The 16,660-nt window shown below is 61.5% G+C and carries 15 protein-coding genes and 1 pseudogene; 5 read left to right on the top strand and 11 right to left on the bottom strand.

Features of this window, described 5'->3' with window-relative positions:
* On the bottom strand, positions 1-1,852 hold a 1,852-nt coding region (gene traA, locus FBZ89_RS29880; RefSeq protein WP_246173030.1), incomplete at its 3' end, for a Ti-type conjugative transfer relaxase TraA.
* 233 nt (positions 1,853-2,085) lie between these two features.
* Here traA and FBZ89_RS29875 point away from each other — a divergent pair.
* Positions 2,086-2,385: a mobilization protein gene (locus tag FBZ89_RS29875; protein WP_145754678.1), complete on the top strand. Its 300-nt coding sequence runs from the start codon at positions 2,086-2,088 to the stop codon at positions 2,383-2,385.
* 99 nt (positions 2,386-2,484) lie between these two features.
* On the opposite strand, the gene FBZ89_RS29870 is transcribed toward FBZ89_RS29875, so the two are convergent.
* The 5 genes from FBZ89_RS29870 to FBZ89_RS29850 all read right to left on the bottom strand — a co-directional run bounded on the left by FBZ89_RS29870 (position 2,485) and on the right by FBZ89_RS29850 (position 5,824).
* On the bottom strand, positions 2,485-2,865 hold the full coding sequence (locus FBZ89_RS29870) for a DUF5615 family PIN-like protein (protein WP_145754677.1): 381 nt from the start codon (positions 2,863-2,865) through the stop codon (positions 2,485-2,487).
* Positions 2,862-3,464 carry a DUF433 domain-containing protein gene (locus FBZ89_RS29865; protein ID WP_145754675.1) on the bottom strand — a complete coding sequence of 201 codons (603 nt, stop codon included), beginning with the start codon at positions 3,462-3,464 and terminating at the stop codon, positions 2,862-2,864. Before FBZ89_RS29865 ends, FBZ89_RS29870 begins: the two co-directional genes overlap by 4 nt.
* A 167-nt stretch (positions 3,465-3,631) precedes the next feature.
* Complete coding sequence (locus tag FBZ89_RS29860; RefSeq protein ID WP_145754673.1) at positions 3,632-4,546, bottom strand: replication protein RepA; 915 nt, start codon at positions 4,544-4,546, stop codon at positions 3,632-3,634.
* 319 nt (positions 4,547-4,865) lie between these two features.
* Positions 4,866-5,165 carry a chromosome partitioning protein ParB gene (locus FBZ89_RS29855; RefSeq protein ID WP_145754671.1) on the bottom strand — a complete coding sequence of 100 codons (300 nt, stop codon included), beginning with the start codon at positions 5,163-5,165 and terminating at the stop codon, positions 4,866-4,868.
* Complete coding sequence (locus FBZ89_RS29850; protein ID WP_145754669.1) at positions 5,162-5,824, bottom strand: ParA family protein; 663 nt, start codon at positions 5,822-5,824, stop codon at positions 5,162-5,164. The genes FBZ89_RS29855 and FBZ89_RS29850 overlap by 4 nt, the downstream gene beginning before the upstream one ends.
* A 400-nt stretch (positions 5,825-6,224) precedes the next feature.
* Here FBZ89_RS29850 and FBZ89_RS29845 point away from each other — a divergent pair, with 400 nt between their 5' ends.
* Entirely contained in the window at positions 6,225-6,779 is a 555-nt protein-coding gene (locus tag FBZ89_RS29845) for a recombinase family protein (protein WP_145754668.1), read from the top strand.
* 327 nt (positions 6,780-7,106) lie between these two features.
* A complete protein-coding gene (locus FBZ89_RS29840) occupies positions 7,107-8,306 on the top strand; it encodes an IS256 family transposase (protein ID WP_145754666.1) in 1,200 nt (399 codons plus the stop codon).
* Between the two features lie 231 nt (positions 8,307-8,537).
* Here the strand turns inward: FBZ89_RS29840 and FBZ89_RS29835 are convergent, their stop codons facing one another.
* The 3 genes from FBZ89_RS29835 to FBZ89_RS29825 all read right to left on the bottom strand — a co-directional run bounded on the left by FBZ89_RS29835 (position 8,538) and on the right by FBZ89_RS29825 (position 13,874).
* A complete protein-coding gene (locus tag FBZ89_RS29835; protein WP_145754665.1) occupies positions 8,538-9,008 on the bottom strand; it encodes a hypothetical protein in 471 nt (156 codons plus the stop codon).
* 2 nt (positions 9,009-9,010) lie between these two features.
* Positions 9,011-13,213, bottom strand: coding sequence for an RHS repeat domain-containing protein (locus FBZ89_RS29830; protein ID WP_145754664.1), 4,203 nt, complete (start codon positions 13,211-13,213; stop codon positions 9,011-9,013).
* Positions 13,214-13,295: 82 nt separating this feature from the next.
* Entirely contained in the window at positions 13,296-13,874 is a 579-nt protein-coding gene (locus FBZ89_RS29825) for a hypothetical protein (protein ID WP_145754662.1), read from the bottom strand.
* Between the two features lie 224 nt (positions 13,875-14,098).
* Between FBZ89_RS29825 and FBZ89_RS29820 the strand changes: the two genes are divergently transcribed.
* Positions 14,099-14,389, top strand: coding sequence for an RHS repeat domain-containing protein (locus FBZ89_RS29820; protein WP_145754660.1), 291 nt, complete (start codon positions 14,099-14,101; stop codon positions 14,387-14,389).
* Positions 14,390-14,425: 36 nt separating this feature from the next.
* On the top strand, positions 14,426-14,779 hold the full coding sequence (locus FBZ89_RS29815; protein WP_145754659.1) for a hypothetical protein: 354 nt from the start codon (positions 14,426-14,428) through the stop codon (positions 14,777-14,779).
* Positions 14,780-14,803: 24 nt separating this feature from the next.
* Here FBZ89_RS29815 and FBZ89_RS29810 read toward each other — a convergent pair whose 3' ends face one another.
* Together FBZ89_RS29810 and FBZ89_RS31795 are read right to left on the bottom strand one after the other, a co-directional pair.
* Complete coding sequence (locus FBZ89_RS29810; RefSeq protein ID WP_145754657.1) at positions 14,804-15,475, bottom strand: DUF6118 family protein; 672 nt, start codon at positions 15,473-15,475, stop codon at positions 14,804-14,806.
* 14 nt (positions 15,476-15,489) lie between these two features.
* Positions 15,490-16,660 (bottom strand): annotated as a pseudogene (locus FBZ89_RS31795) (ATP-binding domain-containing protein); the annotation flags it as partial.

The raw sequence follows: 16,660 nt of genomic DNA, 5'->3' as shown, positions 1-16,660 counted from the left end.
GGTCACGGTTGTTCTCCCGGAACAGCAACCGGTCCCCCGGCGCGAACGCCCGCTCCCCTTCCGCCGTGCGGTACACCCGCTCGCCCCCCAGATCCCCCCGCCCCTGGCGGGCCGACCGGATGGCGTCGTTGAGCCATCGCGCGTCGTCACGCCGGTGCGCCAGCACCAGGCGCGAGCCCTCCGGCCGCGCCGCCAGATCCGCCATCACGTCGCGCACCAGCGCTCCCCGGGCATCCGCCTCCGTCGCCTGCAGGAGCACCTGGCCATGCTCGGCATAGGCTGCCAGCCCCGCCGCCGTGCGGTGCCGCCCGAAGGCGATGGACGCCTGCCGCTGCCAGTCCTCACGCTGCCGGCGCACCTCCTCCAGCCCCACGAACCCCACCCGCTCCAACACCGCCCGGAACGCCGCCCCTGGCCCGATGGGCTGCAACTGCTCGGGATCGCCCACCAGCACCACCTTGGCCCCCGCCTGGTCGGCCAGGGTGAGCAAACGGCTCAACTGCCGCGACCCCACCATGCCGGCCTCGTCCACCACCAGCACGTCCCGCGCGCCTAGCCGGTCGTATCCCCGTTCCCAGCCACGCTCCCAACTGGCCAGGGTGCGCGACCGGATGCCGGAGGCCTCCTCCAACCCCTCGGCCGCCTTGCCTGCCAGGGCCGCCCCCTGCACCCGGTAGCCTTCCGCCTCCCAGGCTTGCCGGGCGACGGCCAGCATCGTGCTCTTGCCCGCTCCCGCCAGCCCCACCACCGCGGCTAGCCGCGACGGCGCCGTCACATGCCGTACCGCTGCCCGCTGCTCCAGCGCCAGGTGGGACTGGCCCGCCAGCACCGCCTCCACCCGGCCGGGCTCCACCCCCAATCCCTTATCCGCCGCCATGCGCTCGGCACTGGTCGCCATGGCCTCCTCGATGGCCACCATCTCCCGCGTGGAATACCGCGCCGGCCCCTCCCCGGCCGCCTGCAGTTCCACCAGCGCCGGCGAGAGCATCACCTGGGCATAGGCCCGCTGGAACACCGCCGCGTCATCTCCCAGGGCCCGGTGCAGTGCCCGCGCCACGTCGCGGTGATCGAAGACACTTTTCTCTCCGGTGATGAGGGCCAGCACATGCTCGGGCTTCTCCGCTACCAGTTGGGCGTTGCGTGTCGCCGCCTCCGCGTCCAGCCGGCCGCGCGTCACTCCCACCCCCCGGCGCTCCATCTGGGTGGCCTGCACCCCCATGTGCTGGGTGGGCTCCACGTCCACCCCTCGAACCTGGTGCGACCGGTGGTCGATACGCACGTCCCACCCGGCCCGCGCCAGGTGGCTGTTGGCCAGCCCCTCCCACCGCTCCCGCAACTCCCGCAATTGCTCATGCGAGGTCGGAAGCCCCAGCGCCTGGAGCTTCCGGTTCTCCAACTCCAACTGGGCCTTCTCCCCCAGCCCGTCGCGCCCCAGCGTCCGGGTGGTCATCAGCAGGTGGGCATGGTGGTTGCGCTGATCGGCGCCGCCATGCGGGCTATGCACGGCGAAATCCACCGCCACGCCGTAGCGGTTGGCCACCTCCTGGGCGAACTCCCGGGTCAGCGCCAAGCGCTGCTCGGCCGACAGTTCATGGGGCAAGGCTAGTTCGACCTCCCGGGCTACCCGGGCGTCCTTGCGCTTCTCCGCCGTCTCGGCCGCGTTCCACAGCGCGGTGCGGTCCTTGGCCCAGCCCGCCGTCGTCTCCATGCCCTCGGGCAGGACGATCTCCGCATGCTCCACCCCGCCACGGCGGGTGAAGTCATGCACCATGCCGTCGCGCTGGTTCTCCAGCCGGGTGCCTGACCGATACGCGGCGGCGGCAACAGCGCTGCGCCCAGAGGCCCGCGTCACGGGTTTTATGCTGAGGTGGTAGATCGCCATGGCGTCAAGGATAAAAGCACGGGAGTTGCGCAGCAACTCGTAAGTGCGCCTTTTGGTATTTTTAGCTACATCATACCCTGAAGATGACATCGCCAATTCTGCACTATGACGCCACGCCCAGCGTCACACCGATCCCCTGTCGCGCGTGACCATCACCGCCTCGTCTATTAGAATGACGCGCTACGGCGACAAGCGAGATCCCTATGCCCAGAAAATCAATCGAAGAGCGCCTAGCCCAACTGGACGCACAGCGCAAAACCTTGGCCGCCCGCCTCAGCAAGCGACAGCGCGCCCAGGACACCCGCCGCAAGGTCCTGCTCGGCGCCCTCGTCCTACATCACCTGCAAAGCCAGGACGACGTCTCCCAGCCCAACCGCCTACGCGATTGGCTGCGGCACCAACTGCCCAAATTCCTCACCCGTGCCGACGACAAAGCTCTCTTCGCCGACATCCTCGGTGACCCGCCCAATGACGACGCCAATCCGCCACCGACCACCCGCTAACGACCCGAAGACGAAGCGTCAAACCCTAAAAATCGCCGCGCTCCGCGCGGCGCCAGAAGGGGCTTCGCCCCCTCTGGGCTCCCCCTCACCCAATCGACATCAAGTCTCCACCGGCAAATCATACACACCTATCGTCACCTCATCCCCCACCAGATCAATTTCCAACACCTGGTTGACCGGCTCCCCTAGCTCCGCTAGCTGATCAAGCGCCGCTTTAAAAAGCTGCCGTTGCACCACACGACCTACATTTGGGATAATGATGACCAAGCCGGCATGCAGCGGCTGCACCGCATAGAGCCGCCGGAAATCGCTCGCGTTGTTGGTAACCAGGACAAAATCCCCGTCTGCCACGTAACGCAGCACATTCCAATCTTTCCACCCTGCCTTGCCGATACGGACCAGATGATGCGCTTCATGCCCAACTTGCTGGGCAACCAGTACCAGGTCAGGGCTTAGACATTCGTCGATCAAAAATTTCATGCCAGATCGATCGTCCCCAGCTTCCGGGTGGTCCGGCTCACCGGGGGCCGATCATGCCATGGTTGCTTGCGCGGCCGGCCACGGCGTGGGTACGCAGCGGCGTAGATCGGCGCGAGCCTAACCATTTCCGGTGTGAGGCGCGGATAGCTGGCCAGAACGTTTACGTCGCTCTCGCCCTGGGCACTTAATCCTGCCACCAAGTGGACCGGCACGCGGGTTCCCCGAAAAACCGGGTCGCCCCCCATGATCTCGGAATCACTCACCACGAGCTGGCGGGCACGGCGTAAATCTCGCAGCGCCCGGGCCAGGTCACGGCGTGGCTCGCGAAGGTCGATCTTGAGAAGTCCGCCTTCCAACGACACCACGTTGCGCCGCGAGCAGGCAAGGGCGTTGAACACCTCGCGGCGCAACTCGGGTAAAAAGCGGTCGACAAGCCGACGCTCCAGGGACAGAGAAATCAGCCCATGCAGGTTGAGCATCCGCGCACCCACAGTCGGAACGGTCTTTTTGTCTATGGCATTGTTCACAGCCTTCAACGGCAGTCGCGTCAAAACCGCCGCTTCGGCAGGCGTGAACAACGGGGGCTCGTGCGGCTGCATAACTGCATCTCCATAATCACTCTCCACACTGAGAATGATTTTCCGTCTCCAAAAGTCAAGACCAGAGTCATGGAAAGGATGCCGCCACAAATCGGGCAAAGCTGGAGCAGTGCTGGAGGAAGAGCAGGAAGGCCATCGTCCCAATTCGGACTCTGGTGAGGTCGGGTTTATCGGCTGGTGATGGCTGAACGGTATGGCACCGGGGGAGGAGATGGATACAGGGTTAAGCCGCTGTCGTCGGCCGAAATGACGGCTTCAGGGTAAGCGGCCAAGGCCAAGGCTAGCGGCTCCTTGAACTTGGACTTGAAATGCCATTGGTGGGTAAATCCACCACCGAATTGCTGGAATAAGGCGGCCCACGGCACAGGCGTTGGCTTCTCAAGGGAGTGGAGCCGGTAGGCCAGCCAGATGTAAACATCGAGGGCCATGCTGCGCCCGCCGATTTCGCGGATGGCTGCTTCGCGCACAGGCATCGGGTGATCGATGAGGCTTTGGTAAAAACCCTCGTCCAGCCGCACCGCCTCTCGCCAAAGATTCAACTGGTCGTCGGCGACCGTGGGCATGATGGCGTCGCGCACGAAGCTACCGTTGGTGACCTGCGTCATGGTGTCGTGGATGCGGTAGAAGGTCAGTCGGCACAGGCTGAGACGCTTGGATTGCTCTCGGACCAGCTTGTAGGTTTTCCCGCCGTTGTCGATCCCCATGCTGGATAGCCATTGGTTCATTGACCGGCCAAGTTCGATATCCCGGCTGCGGGTCTTCACCGCTTCTGTCTGAAGATACAGCAGAATCATGCGGGCGATAGACCCGAAGGGAAGACCTACCGGGTTGGTAGCTGCATCCCGGCCGCTTTCGATGGTTAGGCGGACGTTGCCGCCCTGCCGGGTCCAGACGGTTTCTGGTAAATCCTTGTGGGGCAGGGCCGTCATAGCAAAGCCGGCATGCATGATGCCAACCCGCTGGCTTTCGTCGCTCATAACCGCAAAGGCTGTATCGATGCACTGCCGTTCCAGCTTGTCGGTGCTGGTGGCGCGGGCAGCGTCAATGCCATGGGCTGTTATAAGCTGGTGAACCTGTCCCATATCTAGCGTTCCGCTGAAGCTAACAGCACGATTTCATCCACAGGACGAGGTGTCAATTCGGACTCTGGTGAGGGCGGGTATTAGGGAAATGTTTTGTAGTGTTTATTAGTAGTGCATCACCAGAGTCCGGGGGAAAACCCTACGACTCATCACTAGAGTCCGGGCGACTCATCACCAGAGTCCGGTGTAAGGCGGTGGACAATTGCGGGATAGCAGGCAATCTCACCGGAGTCCGAACCGATCACCGGGGAACCATAGCCGAATCGCCCCTCACCAGAGTCCGATGGCTGCTTTGGCAGGCACTCTCTTGTTCCTGCCATCAGCGCGTTTTTTGGGCACAGTAGAGCGCCCATGCTTCCTCTAGCAGGACGCCCTGCGTCTTGCCGGTCCTCCGGGACTCTTCCAAGATTTCCTGAGCCACATGCGGCAGCACCTTGGCATGCACCTGCCCGGTGCGGGGGCTGGGTAAGCGCCCTCCTCTTCGCTTCGGTTCCCGGTCGATGAAGCCGTGTTTCTCGCCGGCGATCACCGCTTTCTCGACGGCACGCGGCGAGTCTTCTTTGTCGCGCTTTTTCAAGGCACCAAGTTGAATGCTGAACGGAGCGGGCTGGTCGGTCATTGGGTGGCCTCGGTAAGACGCATGTACACTTGCTGGGCGAAGGCGGCGGCATTCTCGGCAGCGCCGTCCATGCGCCCCTGGGCGGGAATGGTTCGTAGGTCGCCGCCAAACTCGAATAGGGCCGAGAAGGCGGCCCGCTCCATCAGCGGGGGCTGGATGATATCGACCCCTTGTTCCGTCAACGACGCCTCGATGGCGGTGTGCTGCTTTGATTTGATTGCCCGCGTCATGGTGAAGGCGACAGCGTGCCGAATGGAACGACCAAGAGCCTCCTCCTCCTCCGCCACTAATTGGAGCGCCCGCACACCAATGGTGGCATCGAGTGTGGTCGCCCGCATGGGGGTCAGCACCAGGTCGGCCTGTGAAATGGCGCGGGAAACGAGCCGCGACGCGACGCCCTCCAAATCGACGATGACGATTTGCCCATCGTCATCGTGACGCTTGATTGCGCGCACGATCTCACTTTCGGAAATGTCGGCGTGAAAGGCGATGCGGGGAGGCAAAGGCGCCCGACTGGCCCATAGACTGATTGAGCGGTTGGGGTCGCAGTCTAGCAGCACCACCTGCGCTCCAGCATGGGCCAACTCGGTCGCAAGAATGACTGCCGTCGTGGATTTGCCAGCCCCCCCCTTCGGTGAAGCTATAGTGATGACGGGCATGGTATTAATCCGGTCTGTTTAATAACCGGATTGATATATGAACCAGGTTTAGAAATCAACCGGATTGCTAAATAAACCTGATTTAATTAGAAACCGGATTGGTCGGCCCGCCCCCTGTGATGCGAAGGCATTAAGACGGATTGTGGCGGAGCTTCCACGGAGGCGGGAGCGCAGAACGATGGCCTTAATAAGGTCACCGGAGGCATTTGGATTGCACAATCCAAGCTTTGACAGGATGGCCGTATGGCCGTTGTACCGTACGATACAGTCGGGGCTGGTCGTCTTGAAAGGTATACTCTAGAAAGGCGATACGCTGAGACAGCCCGGTGCGTCCCATTAGGGTAGATTTAGCAATAGCGAGACGTTACCGTTCATAGGTCTAAAGGCAAACGAGACGATCATGGCGACTTACGGCTACGCGCGCGCCTCTACCCTGGATCAGGACGTCACCCTGCAAGAGGCCAGGTTGCACCAGGCAGGATGTGACGCGGTGCGTTCCGAGAAGGTCAGTGGCGCCAGCCGTGCCGGCCGGTCAGAGCTAGCCTTGCTGCTGCAGTTCCTACGTCCCGGGGACACCCTCATGGTGACCCGGATCGACCGTCTGGCCCGCTCTATCAAGGACCTCCAGGACATCATTCACGAATTGCGCGCCAAGGGGGTGGCCATCAAAGCCACGGAACAGCCAATCGACACCGCTACCGCCGCCGGTAAGGCATTCCTGGACATGCTGGGCGTCTTCGCCGAATTCGAGACCAACCTGCGCCGCGAGCGGCAGATGGAAGGGATCGCTCAAGCCAAAGCCAAAGGCGCGTACAAGGGTCGCAAGGCTTCCATTGATCCGAGGGAAGTTCGCCGGCTGCGGATCGAGGAACAACTTGGCCCCACAGAGATCGCCCGCCGCCTGGGGATCGGCCGCGCCTCTGTCTACCGGGTCCTGGCTATAGCCGGCGCTTGAAATACTCCAACGGCCAGTTCTCACTCCGTTCTGCTGAGCCGGACAATATGATCACTTTCGTGTCGTCACCCCATTCAGGCTAAGCGGCTGATATTGATCGGATAATCAGCACATGCGCGGCAACGGCCGCAGTCGGCGGGGTCAGGCGCTAAACGCCATCGGGGCCGCTAAAGGTCACGTCCCTAGGCGTGGTGTAGCAGGCGCTGGCGCCGGGGTAGCCCCGTAGGACGGCGTTAGCCGGCCGGAGGGGCTGCCCCGGCGGGCGGTCATCGTGGGTCTTCGGTAAAGTCTGGTCACCACAACTATCCCCAACCGAGGGTGACCACGATGACCGACGAGATGATGGCACTGCGCAGCATGCTGGAAAAGGGCGCAGACGCCGATGTGCTGAGACAGATGATCGGCTTTGCCGCTGAGCGGCTGATGGAGTTGGAGGTTCATGCCCTGACCGGGGCGGCGCCGGGGGAGCGGTCGCCCGACCGGCTGGTGCAGCGCAACGGCTACCGGGAGCGCGACTGGGAAACCCGTGCCGGCACGGTGGAGCTGCGTATCCCCAAGCTGAGGAAGGGCAGCTACTTCCCCGGCTTTCTGGAACCCCGCCGCATGGCGGAAAAGGCGCTGACCGCCGTCATCCAGGAAGCCTACATCCAGGGCATCTCCACCCGCTCGGTGGATGACCTGGTCCAGGCCATGGGGATGTCGGGGGTGTCCAAGAGCCAGGTCAGCCGGCTGTGCGCCGATATCGACGACCGGGTGAAGGCCTTCCTCGACCGGCCGATCGAGGGCGACTGGCCCTATCTCTGGATCGACGCCACCTATGTGAAGGTCCGTCAGGACAAGCGCACCGTCTCGGTCGCCGTCACCATCGCCATGGCGGTGAACAGCGACGGCCGCCGTGAAGTGCTGGGCATGGACATCGGCCCCTCGGAGGCGGAAACCTTCTGGACCGACTTCCTGCGCAAGCTCAAGCGCCGCGGCCTGAAGGGCGTCAAGCTGGTGATCTCTGACGCCCACGAGGGCATCAAGGCAGCCGTCTCCAAGGTGTTCTGCGCCACCTGGCAGCGCTGCCGTGTCCACTTTATGCGCAACGTCCTGGCCCACGCCGGCAAGAACGGCCGGCGCGTCGTCGCCGCCTTCATCGCCACAGCGTTCGCCCAGAACGACGCCGCAGCGGCCAGGGCCCAGTGGCGGCAGGTGGCCGACCAGCTCCGCCCCAAGGTGGCCAAGCTCGCCAGCCTCCTGGACGAGGCCGAGGACGACGTGCTGGCCTACATGACATTCCCGAGGGAACATCGGGCCAAGATCCACTCCACAAACCCCATCGAACGCCTCAACGGCGAGATCAAGCGCCGCACCGAGGTGGTGGGGATCTTTCCAAACGAAGCCTCGATCACCCGCCTCGTCGGCGCTATCCTCCTGGAACAGAACGATGAATGGGCCGTCCAGCGCGCCCGCTACATGACCCTTGAGACCATCGCCCCGCTCAGCGATGATCCCTCCGTCCTGCTGCCCACCGTGGCCGCATGACAAACCCGGCCAGGCAAGCCGGAGAACGCGATGGACAAGCGCCTGCTACACCACGCCTAGGGACGTGACCCCGCTAAATGGGCCGCCACCCCGCTCCGCAGCGTCAAAAATGACAGGATTTAGGATTACACCTGTGCATCACTTATGCACGAAGTTTCAACGAAGGCGCATTAAGATATCTTTGGAGCTTTAGTCGAAGCTACAATCCTAGATAGTAACAGAATTATAATATTACGAACCTCTAGCAAGAGAATAAAGTATACTTCCTGGCGACATCCAAACAAAATCTCTCAGAATATCTGCATACCCCCTCAGATCCTCTCTTATTTTCTGCAAAATTTTATTTATATCATCCAGAACAAAATTAATTTTGCAATCTCCTATACTGGGTGCGTATTCGGGATTTGCCAAAAAATACTGAACAGCTTCACCCCTTCTCATGCAATAGAACTTTGCATCATCATATGTCATGAACGGCGCCACCTCTCCCCACAACAAACTCTCTGAGAATGCGCCGAGAATAGCGGTATAACATTCCACTATTCCGATATCTTCAATCTCGATTTGCAAAGACGCCCCCTCTAATCTCAGGTCACAGCGTATTGCTCCATCCAGAAGATCCCGAAGCTCTTTGTAACTCTCCACGCTGGCATGATTATTTTTCTCTTTATGAATGATATTTACCAAATTGAATCGAATCATGATCATAATTTCCCAGGGAATGCTGTCCAAACGTCACCAGTATCTGGCCCAGTAGGATTTACGATAACAGTTACCCAACTCGTCGGATATCTAAATCCAAACTGATCCATTCTTGTCATACCAATGTCCTGTTGAAAATCCCAAGAATAGGCAATTTTACCGCTTGCTTGCGGCTTGCCGAGCGCCTGAGTTACAGTTTGGCTAATTAGGAATAAAATATCCATTGGATTATTGGAGTTAAAATAACCTGCGTCATCTGACTCAAACCAAGAATGCCTGCCCATTATATGGGACCACCTATCGCTTGGTATATCAATAAAGCGATGCCTAATACCCTGAACTGCTATAGTGCAGATACTTTCATTCGCCATACATGGATCACTGGAACTCAGCACTGCATTTTTCAGTTTCGCACTTTGTGGCTTGGGAGCACCAGGAACACTAATTGTTGCAATTACCGGAACTGTTCCAGTGTAACCATCGTATAGATTCACGAACACTAAATAAGGAATGGATGATGGGGCCGACCGATGCCCGTCTACAGGGATTTCTAGTATACCATTCGGGCTATTTCCATCATCAAGAGGATCCTGAGGGCGATAAGTATGCCCCGGATCCATGTCCTTTGACTGCAATCCTGTCGGATCGGTATGATTGATGGGGTCCCCGCCGACATAGGCATACATGTTCATGCCAGCATTGTAGCCAGCAGGATCAGGCTCGGCGAACTTGCCCAGGCTGGGGATGTAGATGCGCGCCTTGTAGTAATAGGCGCCCACCTCCGCCAGATAGGCCTGGCCGGTATACTGGAAGCGGCCCATGTTGCCAGCACCCGGGCGGCCATATTCATCGTAGGTGTTGATGGCCAACGCGTTGCCGCCGCCATCCGTCACCGCCACCACCGAGCCGCGCTCGTCCGGGATCAGCCAACGGGCACTGCCGGTGCCCGTCCCTTCATACCATACCGCGGTCTCATCCGTCGCGGCACCAGGGATGTAGCGGCGCAGCAGGGTGCCCGAACTGTCGTACTCCGCCACCAGCCGATCCCCGAAGTAGAGGAAGCGCGTGGTGGACGACTGGCTGACCTGGTTCAGCCGCCCCAGCGCGTCGTAGCCTAGGCTGGTGGCTGGCGTCACGCTGACCATATGGCTGTCGGCGTCATGGGACGTCGTGGTCGACCCATAGGTCAGCAGGTTCCCACGGGGACCGTAAGTCAGCGATGACGTCCCCGATGGGCCGGCCACCGCGGTCGTCTGGTTCAGTTCGTTGTTGGTGTAGGTGGTGTTGCCGTTGCTGGGCAACGGCGCATCATAGGCGGCGTTGGAGGAAGAGCGGCTGAGGATCTGGCCCGCCAGGTTATAGTTGAAGGTCAATGACTGGCTACTGCCCCCGCCGAAGTTCAGCGACGTCAGGCGCGACGCGCTGTCGAAGCTATAGTTTGTCGTCACCCCGTTGGCCCGGGTCGTTGATTGCCGCCGCCCCATATCGTCATAGGCATAGCCCTGGACCCAGGTGCCGTTGACCGAGATGCCGGTCATCTCCCCCAACGCGTCATAGCTATAATCGGCATAGGTTCCGTCAGGCCAAGTCAACCGTGTCAACCGGCCTGCGCCGTCGTACTGCGCGGAGACGGTTCGATTGTCCGTCGTCTGGCTGGTCAACCGGCCCAATGCGTCGTAGCTCATCGCCACGGTCGCCTTGCCATCGGCGGTCACTTGGGTCACATGGCCCAGATTGTCATAGCTATAGACGAAGTTCCCCACGTCCCGCCTAGTCACGCGCTCCAGCGCGTCACGCGCATACGTGAGCGTCGTCGAACCATCCCTCTGCCGCCACGACGTCATCTGGGAAGCGTTGTCGTAACCATAAGCGTCGGAATAGGTCGTGCCGTTCGCCGTCGGATACGTCACCTGCGTCAGCCGGTTGAAGCCGTCATAGGTGTAACTGGTGGTGTGGTTATTGCCGTCCACCATCGTCGCCTTCAGGCCGTTGGCGGTGTAGCTGGTGGCGGCGATGATTTGGTTGCTGGTGTCCCTCACCTGAGTCAACCGCCCAACGGCGTCATAGCCGTAGTTGATCCACCGGTCGTCGCCCGTGCCCTTCATCGGCCGCGTCGTCCAGATCAGGTTGTTGGCCGCATCATAGCCGTACGCCGTCGTCACCAGCTCGGTGCCGTTCGGATCCTTCAGTACCTCCCATGTCTTGCGACCTTGGGCGTCATAGATAAGGGTCGTCTTTTGCAACGTGACGAAATTTGACCAGTCGCCGTCGGACTGGCTGTTGACCGTGCCCTGCTTCGTGTCAGTCACCTGGCCATTCGGATTGTAGCTGATCGCGACCGCCTGGTACTTGCCCGACGCGCTGGCGGCAGGCCCCACCACTCCCACCAACTGGCGGCCAAGGTCATAGCGATAGCGCACGGTCCCGGTGTTGGCCGGACCCGTTTCCGTCAGCTTGTTGCCCACCGTGTCATAGGTCAGGGTCGTGGTCGCCGACACCGACCCGTCGCCCGAACTCTTGGTCACCGAAACCGGAAGCAGGTTGTTGGCCTGGCCGGTGTCACCATAGCTGATCGATGTCTTCGCCTCTGTCGCGGCACCAGCGCACGACGAGCCACTGAGGCAGGTGGAAGTGCCGGTCAGCAGATAGATGGCGCCTCCGGAAACCAGGGTGCCACTTCCATTCTTATACCGGGCCTGGAACGAGCCATAGGAATAGCGCACCTGGGGCTGCGGGGCGGAGCCGCCATCCGGCGATGACTGAGTCACCGTCAGCACACCGCCATGGGTTCCATCATAGGTGTAATAGGACCAGTGACCGTTATCGTCATGCGCCGCCGTCGGCTTGTTACAGGTCTTGGGGTTGGAGCAGCCGGTTTCGTAGCTCGCTTCAGACCGCACCACCAGATTCGACCCAGACTTGCCGTACTTGGTCGTCTTGGTGACGTTGCCACGGCTGTCATAGTCATACGTCGTATAGTCGCCTTCAGGACGTGTCACCCGCGTGAGCCGGTTATAGCTGTCGTAGCTGTATGATGTTTGGTTGCCCAGAGCGTTGGTATCGCTCAGCATCTGGCTATTGGTTGTGTTGATGGTCACCACCCGCTGGTGGCCCAGCGGATCCGTTACCGTGGTGGTGCGGGTCGTCCCACTGTCCGAATAACCGTAAGTCCACGTGCCGGCGCCATTGCTCACTGACGCCACCCGGTTCGAACTGTCGTAGCCGATGGTGATGTTGTCCGTGCCGCTGGATGGCCAGCGGATGGCCGTCATATTGCCAGATGCGTAGGTATAGCGCGTGGTCCGGCCCAGTGCATCCGTGGCGGTGCGCGCGGCCGAATTGTCCGAAGGGGTGGCGTAGCTGACGCTGGGCCACCCGGCACTGAGGGAACACATTTGCGCGGCGCCGTCGCATGCGTCCACGGCCATGTTAAAGCCAATGACACCCGTCAATCTCAGCCAGGCCGCCCGATCGGAGATACTCGTGGTGTTATTGGCGCCGTACTGATAGCGGATCTGATAACCAAAATTATTCGTCACCGACTGCAGGCGTCCAACCTGGGCCTGGCATGGGAGGGAAGTATCGACGTCGCAGAACCTGACGAAAACATAATTCCAAGTCCGCACCTCCCCCGTGGGAAAGGTCATAGAGGTGAGGCGGCCTTGGTTGGCCGCCCCCATCGTACTGGCCGTGCTGGCCGGCGAAAGAAGCCCGATGTTGCAGCAAATGGTCTTCTGGAACTGCGCGACGGTGCCATTGGCCATGGTGTAGGTGAACAGCTGCCTGCTGGAATCCACGGTCAGGGTAGAGCCCCCGCCCTGCGCGTTGCTGTACGTGGCGCCACCGTCCGTGGACGTGAAGTTTTCCGATGCCCCGCCAATGCTGACGGTCGTGTATCCGTTAGCGGCATTGATGCCGCCCATCAGCGTGTCGCGCCACCCCGTACCGATGAAACTGCGGCCATAGCTAAGGCCTCCCACACCTGGCTGGCCAATGACGACTTCCTGCACAGTGAGCGTCAAGGCACCCGTGCCCAAGTCCACGTACTGCGGGTCAACTGTGGAATAGACTGGCGGGGAATTGGCCAGCGTATCCTGTGCCCACGACGCATCAGACCAAGCGCCGCAGACCAAGGCTAGGAACGCCAAAGCGGCCCACGAGCGACGGAACGGAAGACGCACAGCCAACGTGTGGATGAAAGGCATGGGGGAATATATCCTATTAGAGCATTGAATTTGCCAGGGTCGCTTTGTGCGAGGCTGGAGAATAAAATTCGGCTAAAAAGCCTTAGTAAGTGCCATCTCCGAAAGGCAACCTGCCCTCAAACGCACCATATTGCAGGTAATGGACTAGTGGATTGATATTAGCGGCGGCAATATCAGAATAAGCATTCAGATATTTGCGGGTGTTGAATAAACTGGACGGATTGCGCCCCTCGCGCCAGCCCCAATCGTTGTAGTGGGACAGCGGGTTCACCCCGGCGGCGGCAATATCGGAATAAGCGGAGAGGTAACCTGTGGTGCTGAAATAGCCGCTGGGGTCCCGCCCCTCGTGCCAACCATTGTTCTCATAGTGCTGGTAAGGATCAACCCCGGCGGCGGCCACGTCCGAGTTGATGATGTCGTAGAATGCAGCGTCAAACCCATCGGAGGTGATGGAATCGCCGATATAGCGACGCACCTGCAACGCCGTTCGATTGCCCACGTTGTCCATCAAGTAGGTACTGGCCGAGCCATTGGCTGCGACTACGGCCTTCAGGCGTCCTTGTCCATCATAGCGGTAGTAAGTCGTCCCCGCCCCGGCTCGTCCCGCAAAACCGAGAACCGCGAGTCCCAGTCCGCCCCGCAAAAAGTTCCGACGTTCCACCCAAAGCCCCCAAGCCACTAGCGTCCCGCATCTGATGGAGTCCCACGCTCCTCCAGATGCGCAACATTATGGTCCTGTGATCAAATATCATTTTTTAGAACACATGAGCAATTATTTTTGCTATTAAAAAGCCACAATACGACAATAATACAATTAAATATTGCATATGCTTGCCCATCCCAAGATAAAAAGCTGCGTGTTCAATCGATTTGAAGGAGAACCTGATGTCGTCTCGTTCCCTACGCCGCGCTAGCGTCGTTCTCGTCGCCACGGCGCTATTCGCCGGTGCCGGCTGGGCCGGCGACACCAAATACGAATACGATACCTTGGGACGGTTGACGAAGGTCACGCAGCCCAGCGGGGCCACCACCACCTACAACTACGACGCCGCCGGCAACCGCACCGCCGTCACCACCACTGGTGGATCATCCACCACAGGTTACAGCAATACAAAGGTCATCGTGCTTCCCCTGTTGGGCGGCTTCGTCCTGCCCCTGCCAAGCACACCTTGGTAAAGGGCTAAACCACAGCCAATGTCAGAAAGACAAAAAATGAAAATAATCAACATCTTTGCTGCTGCCATACTCATCCTTTCGCATACAGATACAGCAAAAGCTTATAGCATAAGTACAAAGATATCAGAGATAAAATTCGTCACTGGGAATATAGACGGCACGGGCGGAGGAGACAAGATTCTGATCAGCTTTTCGGACATAACCTGGCATGGTTGTGGCGGCTCAAGATTCTTTGTCATGAATGAAGGCGATTCAGTATCGATACCGCGTCAGCAACTATTATCCATAGCCATGACGGCCGCAGCAACCAACCGTACCGTCTACATCGTGACCGCCAACTGCGACGGAAACGGTTATGAGTGGGTGCAGCAGATCTCATACTACCCATAACCTCCCCAACATCGGGCATACCGATCACGGCACCGGCACGGTGATGGTGCAGCGCTGCTCCTTCCGGACTTTGGCCGCCGTCTCCCGACAGGCGGCCAGGACTCCCTGATTGGCGTTGACCAGCCGGGAGGCATCCACCAGCCCATGCCATCCTTCTGGGCTATCCGATCTCATCAGCACCGCACCCGCCTGCCAACGGTCTCTGCCCATGATCAGGGCCGCCACCTGACCGTCTAACCCCCACGGCAGCACCCGGGCCACCAGCGGCGATCCCACCAAGCCCAGCACCAGCGCCCCCACGCCGACGCTCCACAACCAGGCGCGCTGCCGGCGCCGCTCGCGCACGACACCGATCACCCCCGATAGTTGCTCCCTTTCCCCCACCAAGTCGCGTTTGGCCTCCTCCAGCGCGGTCACCGCCTCCCGCACCAGCCGCCCGCCCTCCCGGGCGATGGCCTGGCCATGCTGCTCCGGCGTCATCCGCACCGCTGGATGCTGACCCAAGGCCTGCACCCGGTCGGCCACCGTCCCCAGCCCATGGACAATGCGCGCCAGGTCCACGCTGTAGTCCGGCGGCCGGTTGTCCCGCAGATGCGCCGGCAACGCCTCCAGCGCCCGCCGCAATACTGAGACCTCCGCCCGCAGATCCTCGAACGCCCGCTCGGCGGCGCCCCCGCCGCCAGCATCTCCCGTCATTGCGTCCCCCTCCATCACATCGACCATCCCGGTCCATCGTCGCGCTCCATCCCTCGGTCCAAGGACCGACTGGGCGCGGGTGGCCGTAGCGCCAGGTCCAACGTCGTGCCGGCGACGATCCCCAGCACCCGCGCCTGGGTCCGCAACAGCCCCTGTAGGGCGGCATCCCCCTTCAACTCTCCGGCCAAGGCCCGCTGACGCTCCACCACCCCCGCCAACGCCGCACCCGACGCCTGCCGCCGGGCCGCCTCCAATCCCGTCCAATCGGCCACGAAGCGCTCGGCCCGCAGCATCGGGTCCCGCCGCACCCGCGCCTCGGCCTCGATGCCGGCCAGCAACGTCCGCCCCCGCTCCAGCCCTTCCCGCTGGAACAGCGCCTGCCGTAACTCCCCGTCCCGCTTCAGGGCACGGACCAGGTCCTGGGACGCCCCCGGCCGGGCCGCGTCCAACGCCGCTCCCGCCGCGCTTAACGCTTGGTCCTGCGCCTCCAGCACCGGCAAGCCCCGGTGCCTCATCTCGGCCACCGCCACCCAAGCCCGGGCGTAGCGCTCCACCACCCGGGCGATTTCCTCTCCCTGCCCGGCCGGCGCCGCCCCACCCAACGCCGGCTCGGGCCGCCCGGCACCCAGCCGCAATCCGTCGAACCGCCCCCGCGCCCTCGGCGCCGGCGTGGGCACCGGCATTTCCGCCGACGCGGCCAGAATCCCCCGCCGCTGGGCGAACGCCGCCCGCTCATAATCCAGGGTCGTCTCCTTGGCCTGCGACCGCGACAACCGCGCCGACAGCGCCTCCAGGTCGGCGAACACGTTCCGGCCGGCATACAGTGTCACCTGGTCCCGGTGCCGGGTCATCGCCACATAGGTCAGGTGCCGGTCCATCGACCCGGAGGCCAGCACATACGCCCGGTCCACCGTGGCCCCCTGCGCCTTGTGGATGGTGGTGGCGTAGCCATGGTCCACCGCCGCGTAGTCCGCCAGGGACACCGCCACCACCCGGCCCCGCCCTGGCCCCTGGGCGCTGTCCAGCCGCACCAGCAGCCGCCCCTCGCCGGCCTCCGCCACCGTGCCCAGCATGCCGTTCTTCACCCCCAGGTCACGGTTGTTCTCCCGGAACAGCAACCGGTCCCCCGGCGCGAACGCCCGCTCCCCTTCCGCCGTGCGGTACACCCGCTCGCCCCCCAGATCC

This window comes from Nitrospirillum amazonense (genome assembly GCF_007828045.1).
Taxonomy (GTDB): domain Bacteria; phylum Pseudomonadota; class Alphaproteobacteria; order Azospirillales; family Azospirillaceae; genus Nitrospirillum; species Nitrospirillum amazonense_C.
Note: the sequence above shows the minus strand (reverse complement) of the source record. Positions and strands in the feature narration are given on the sequence as shown.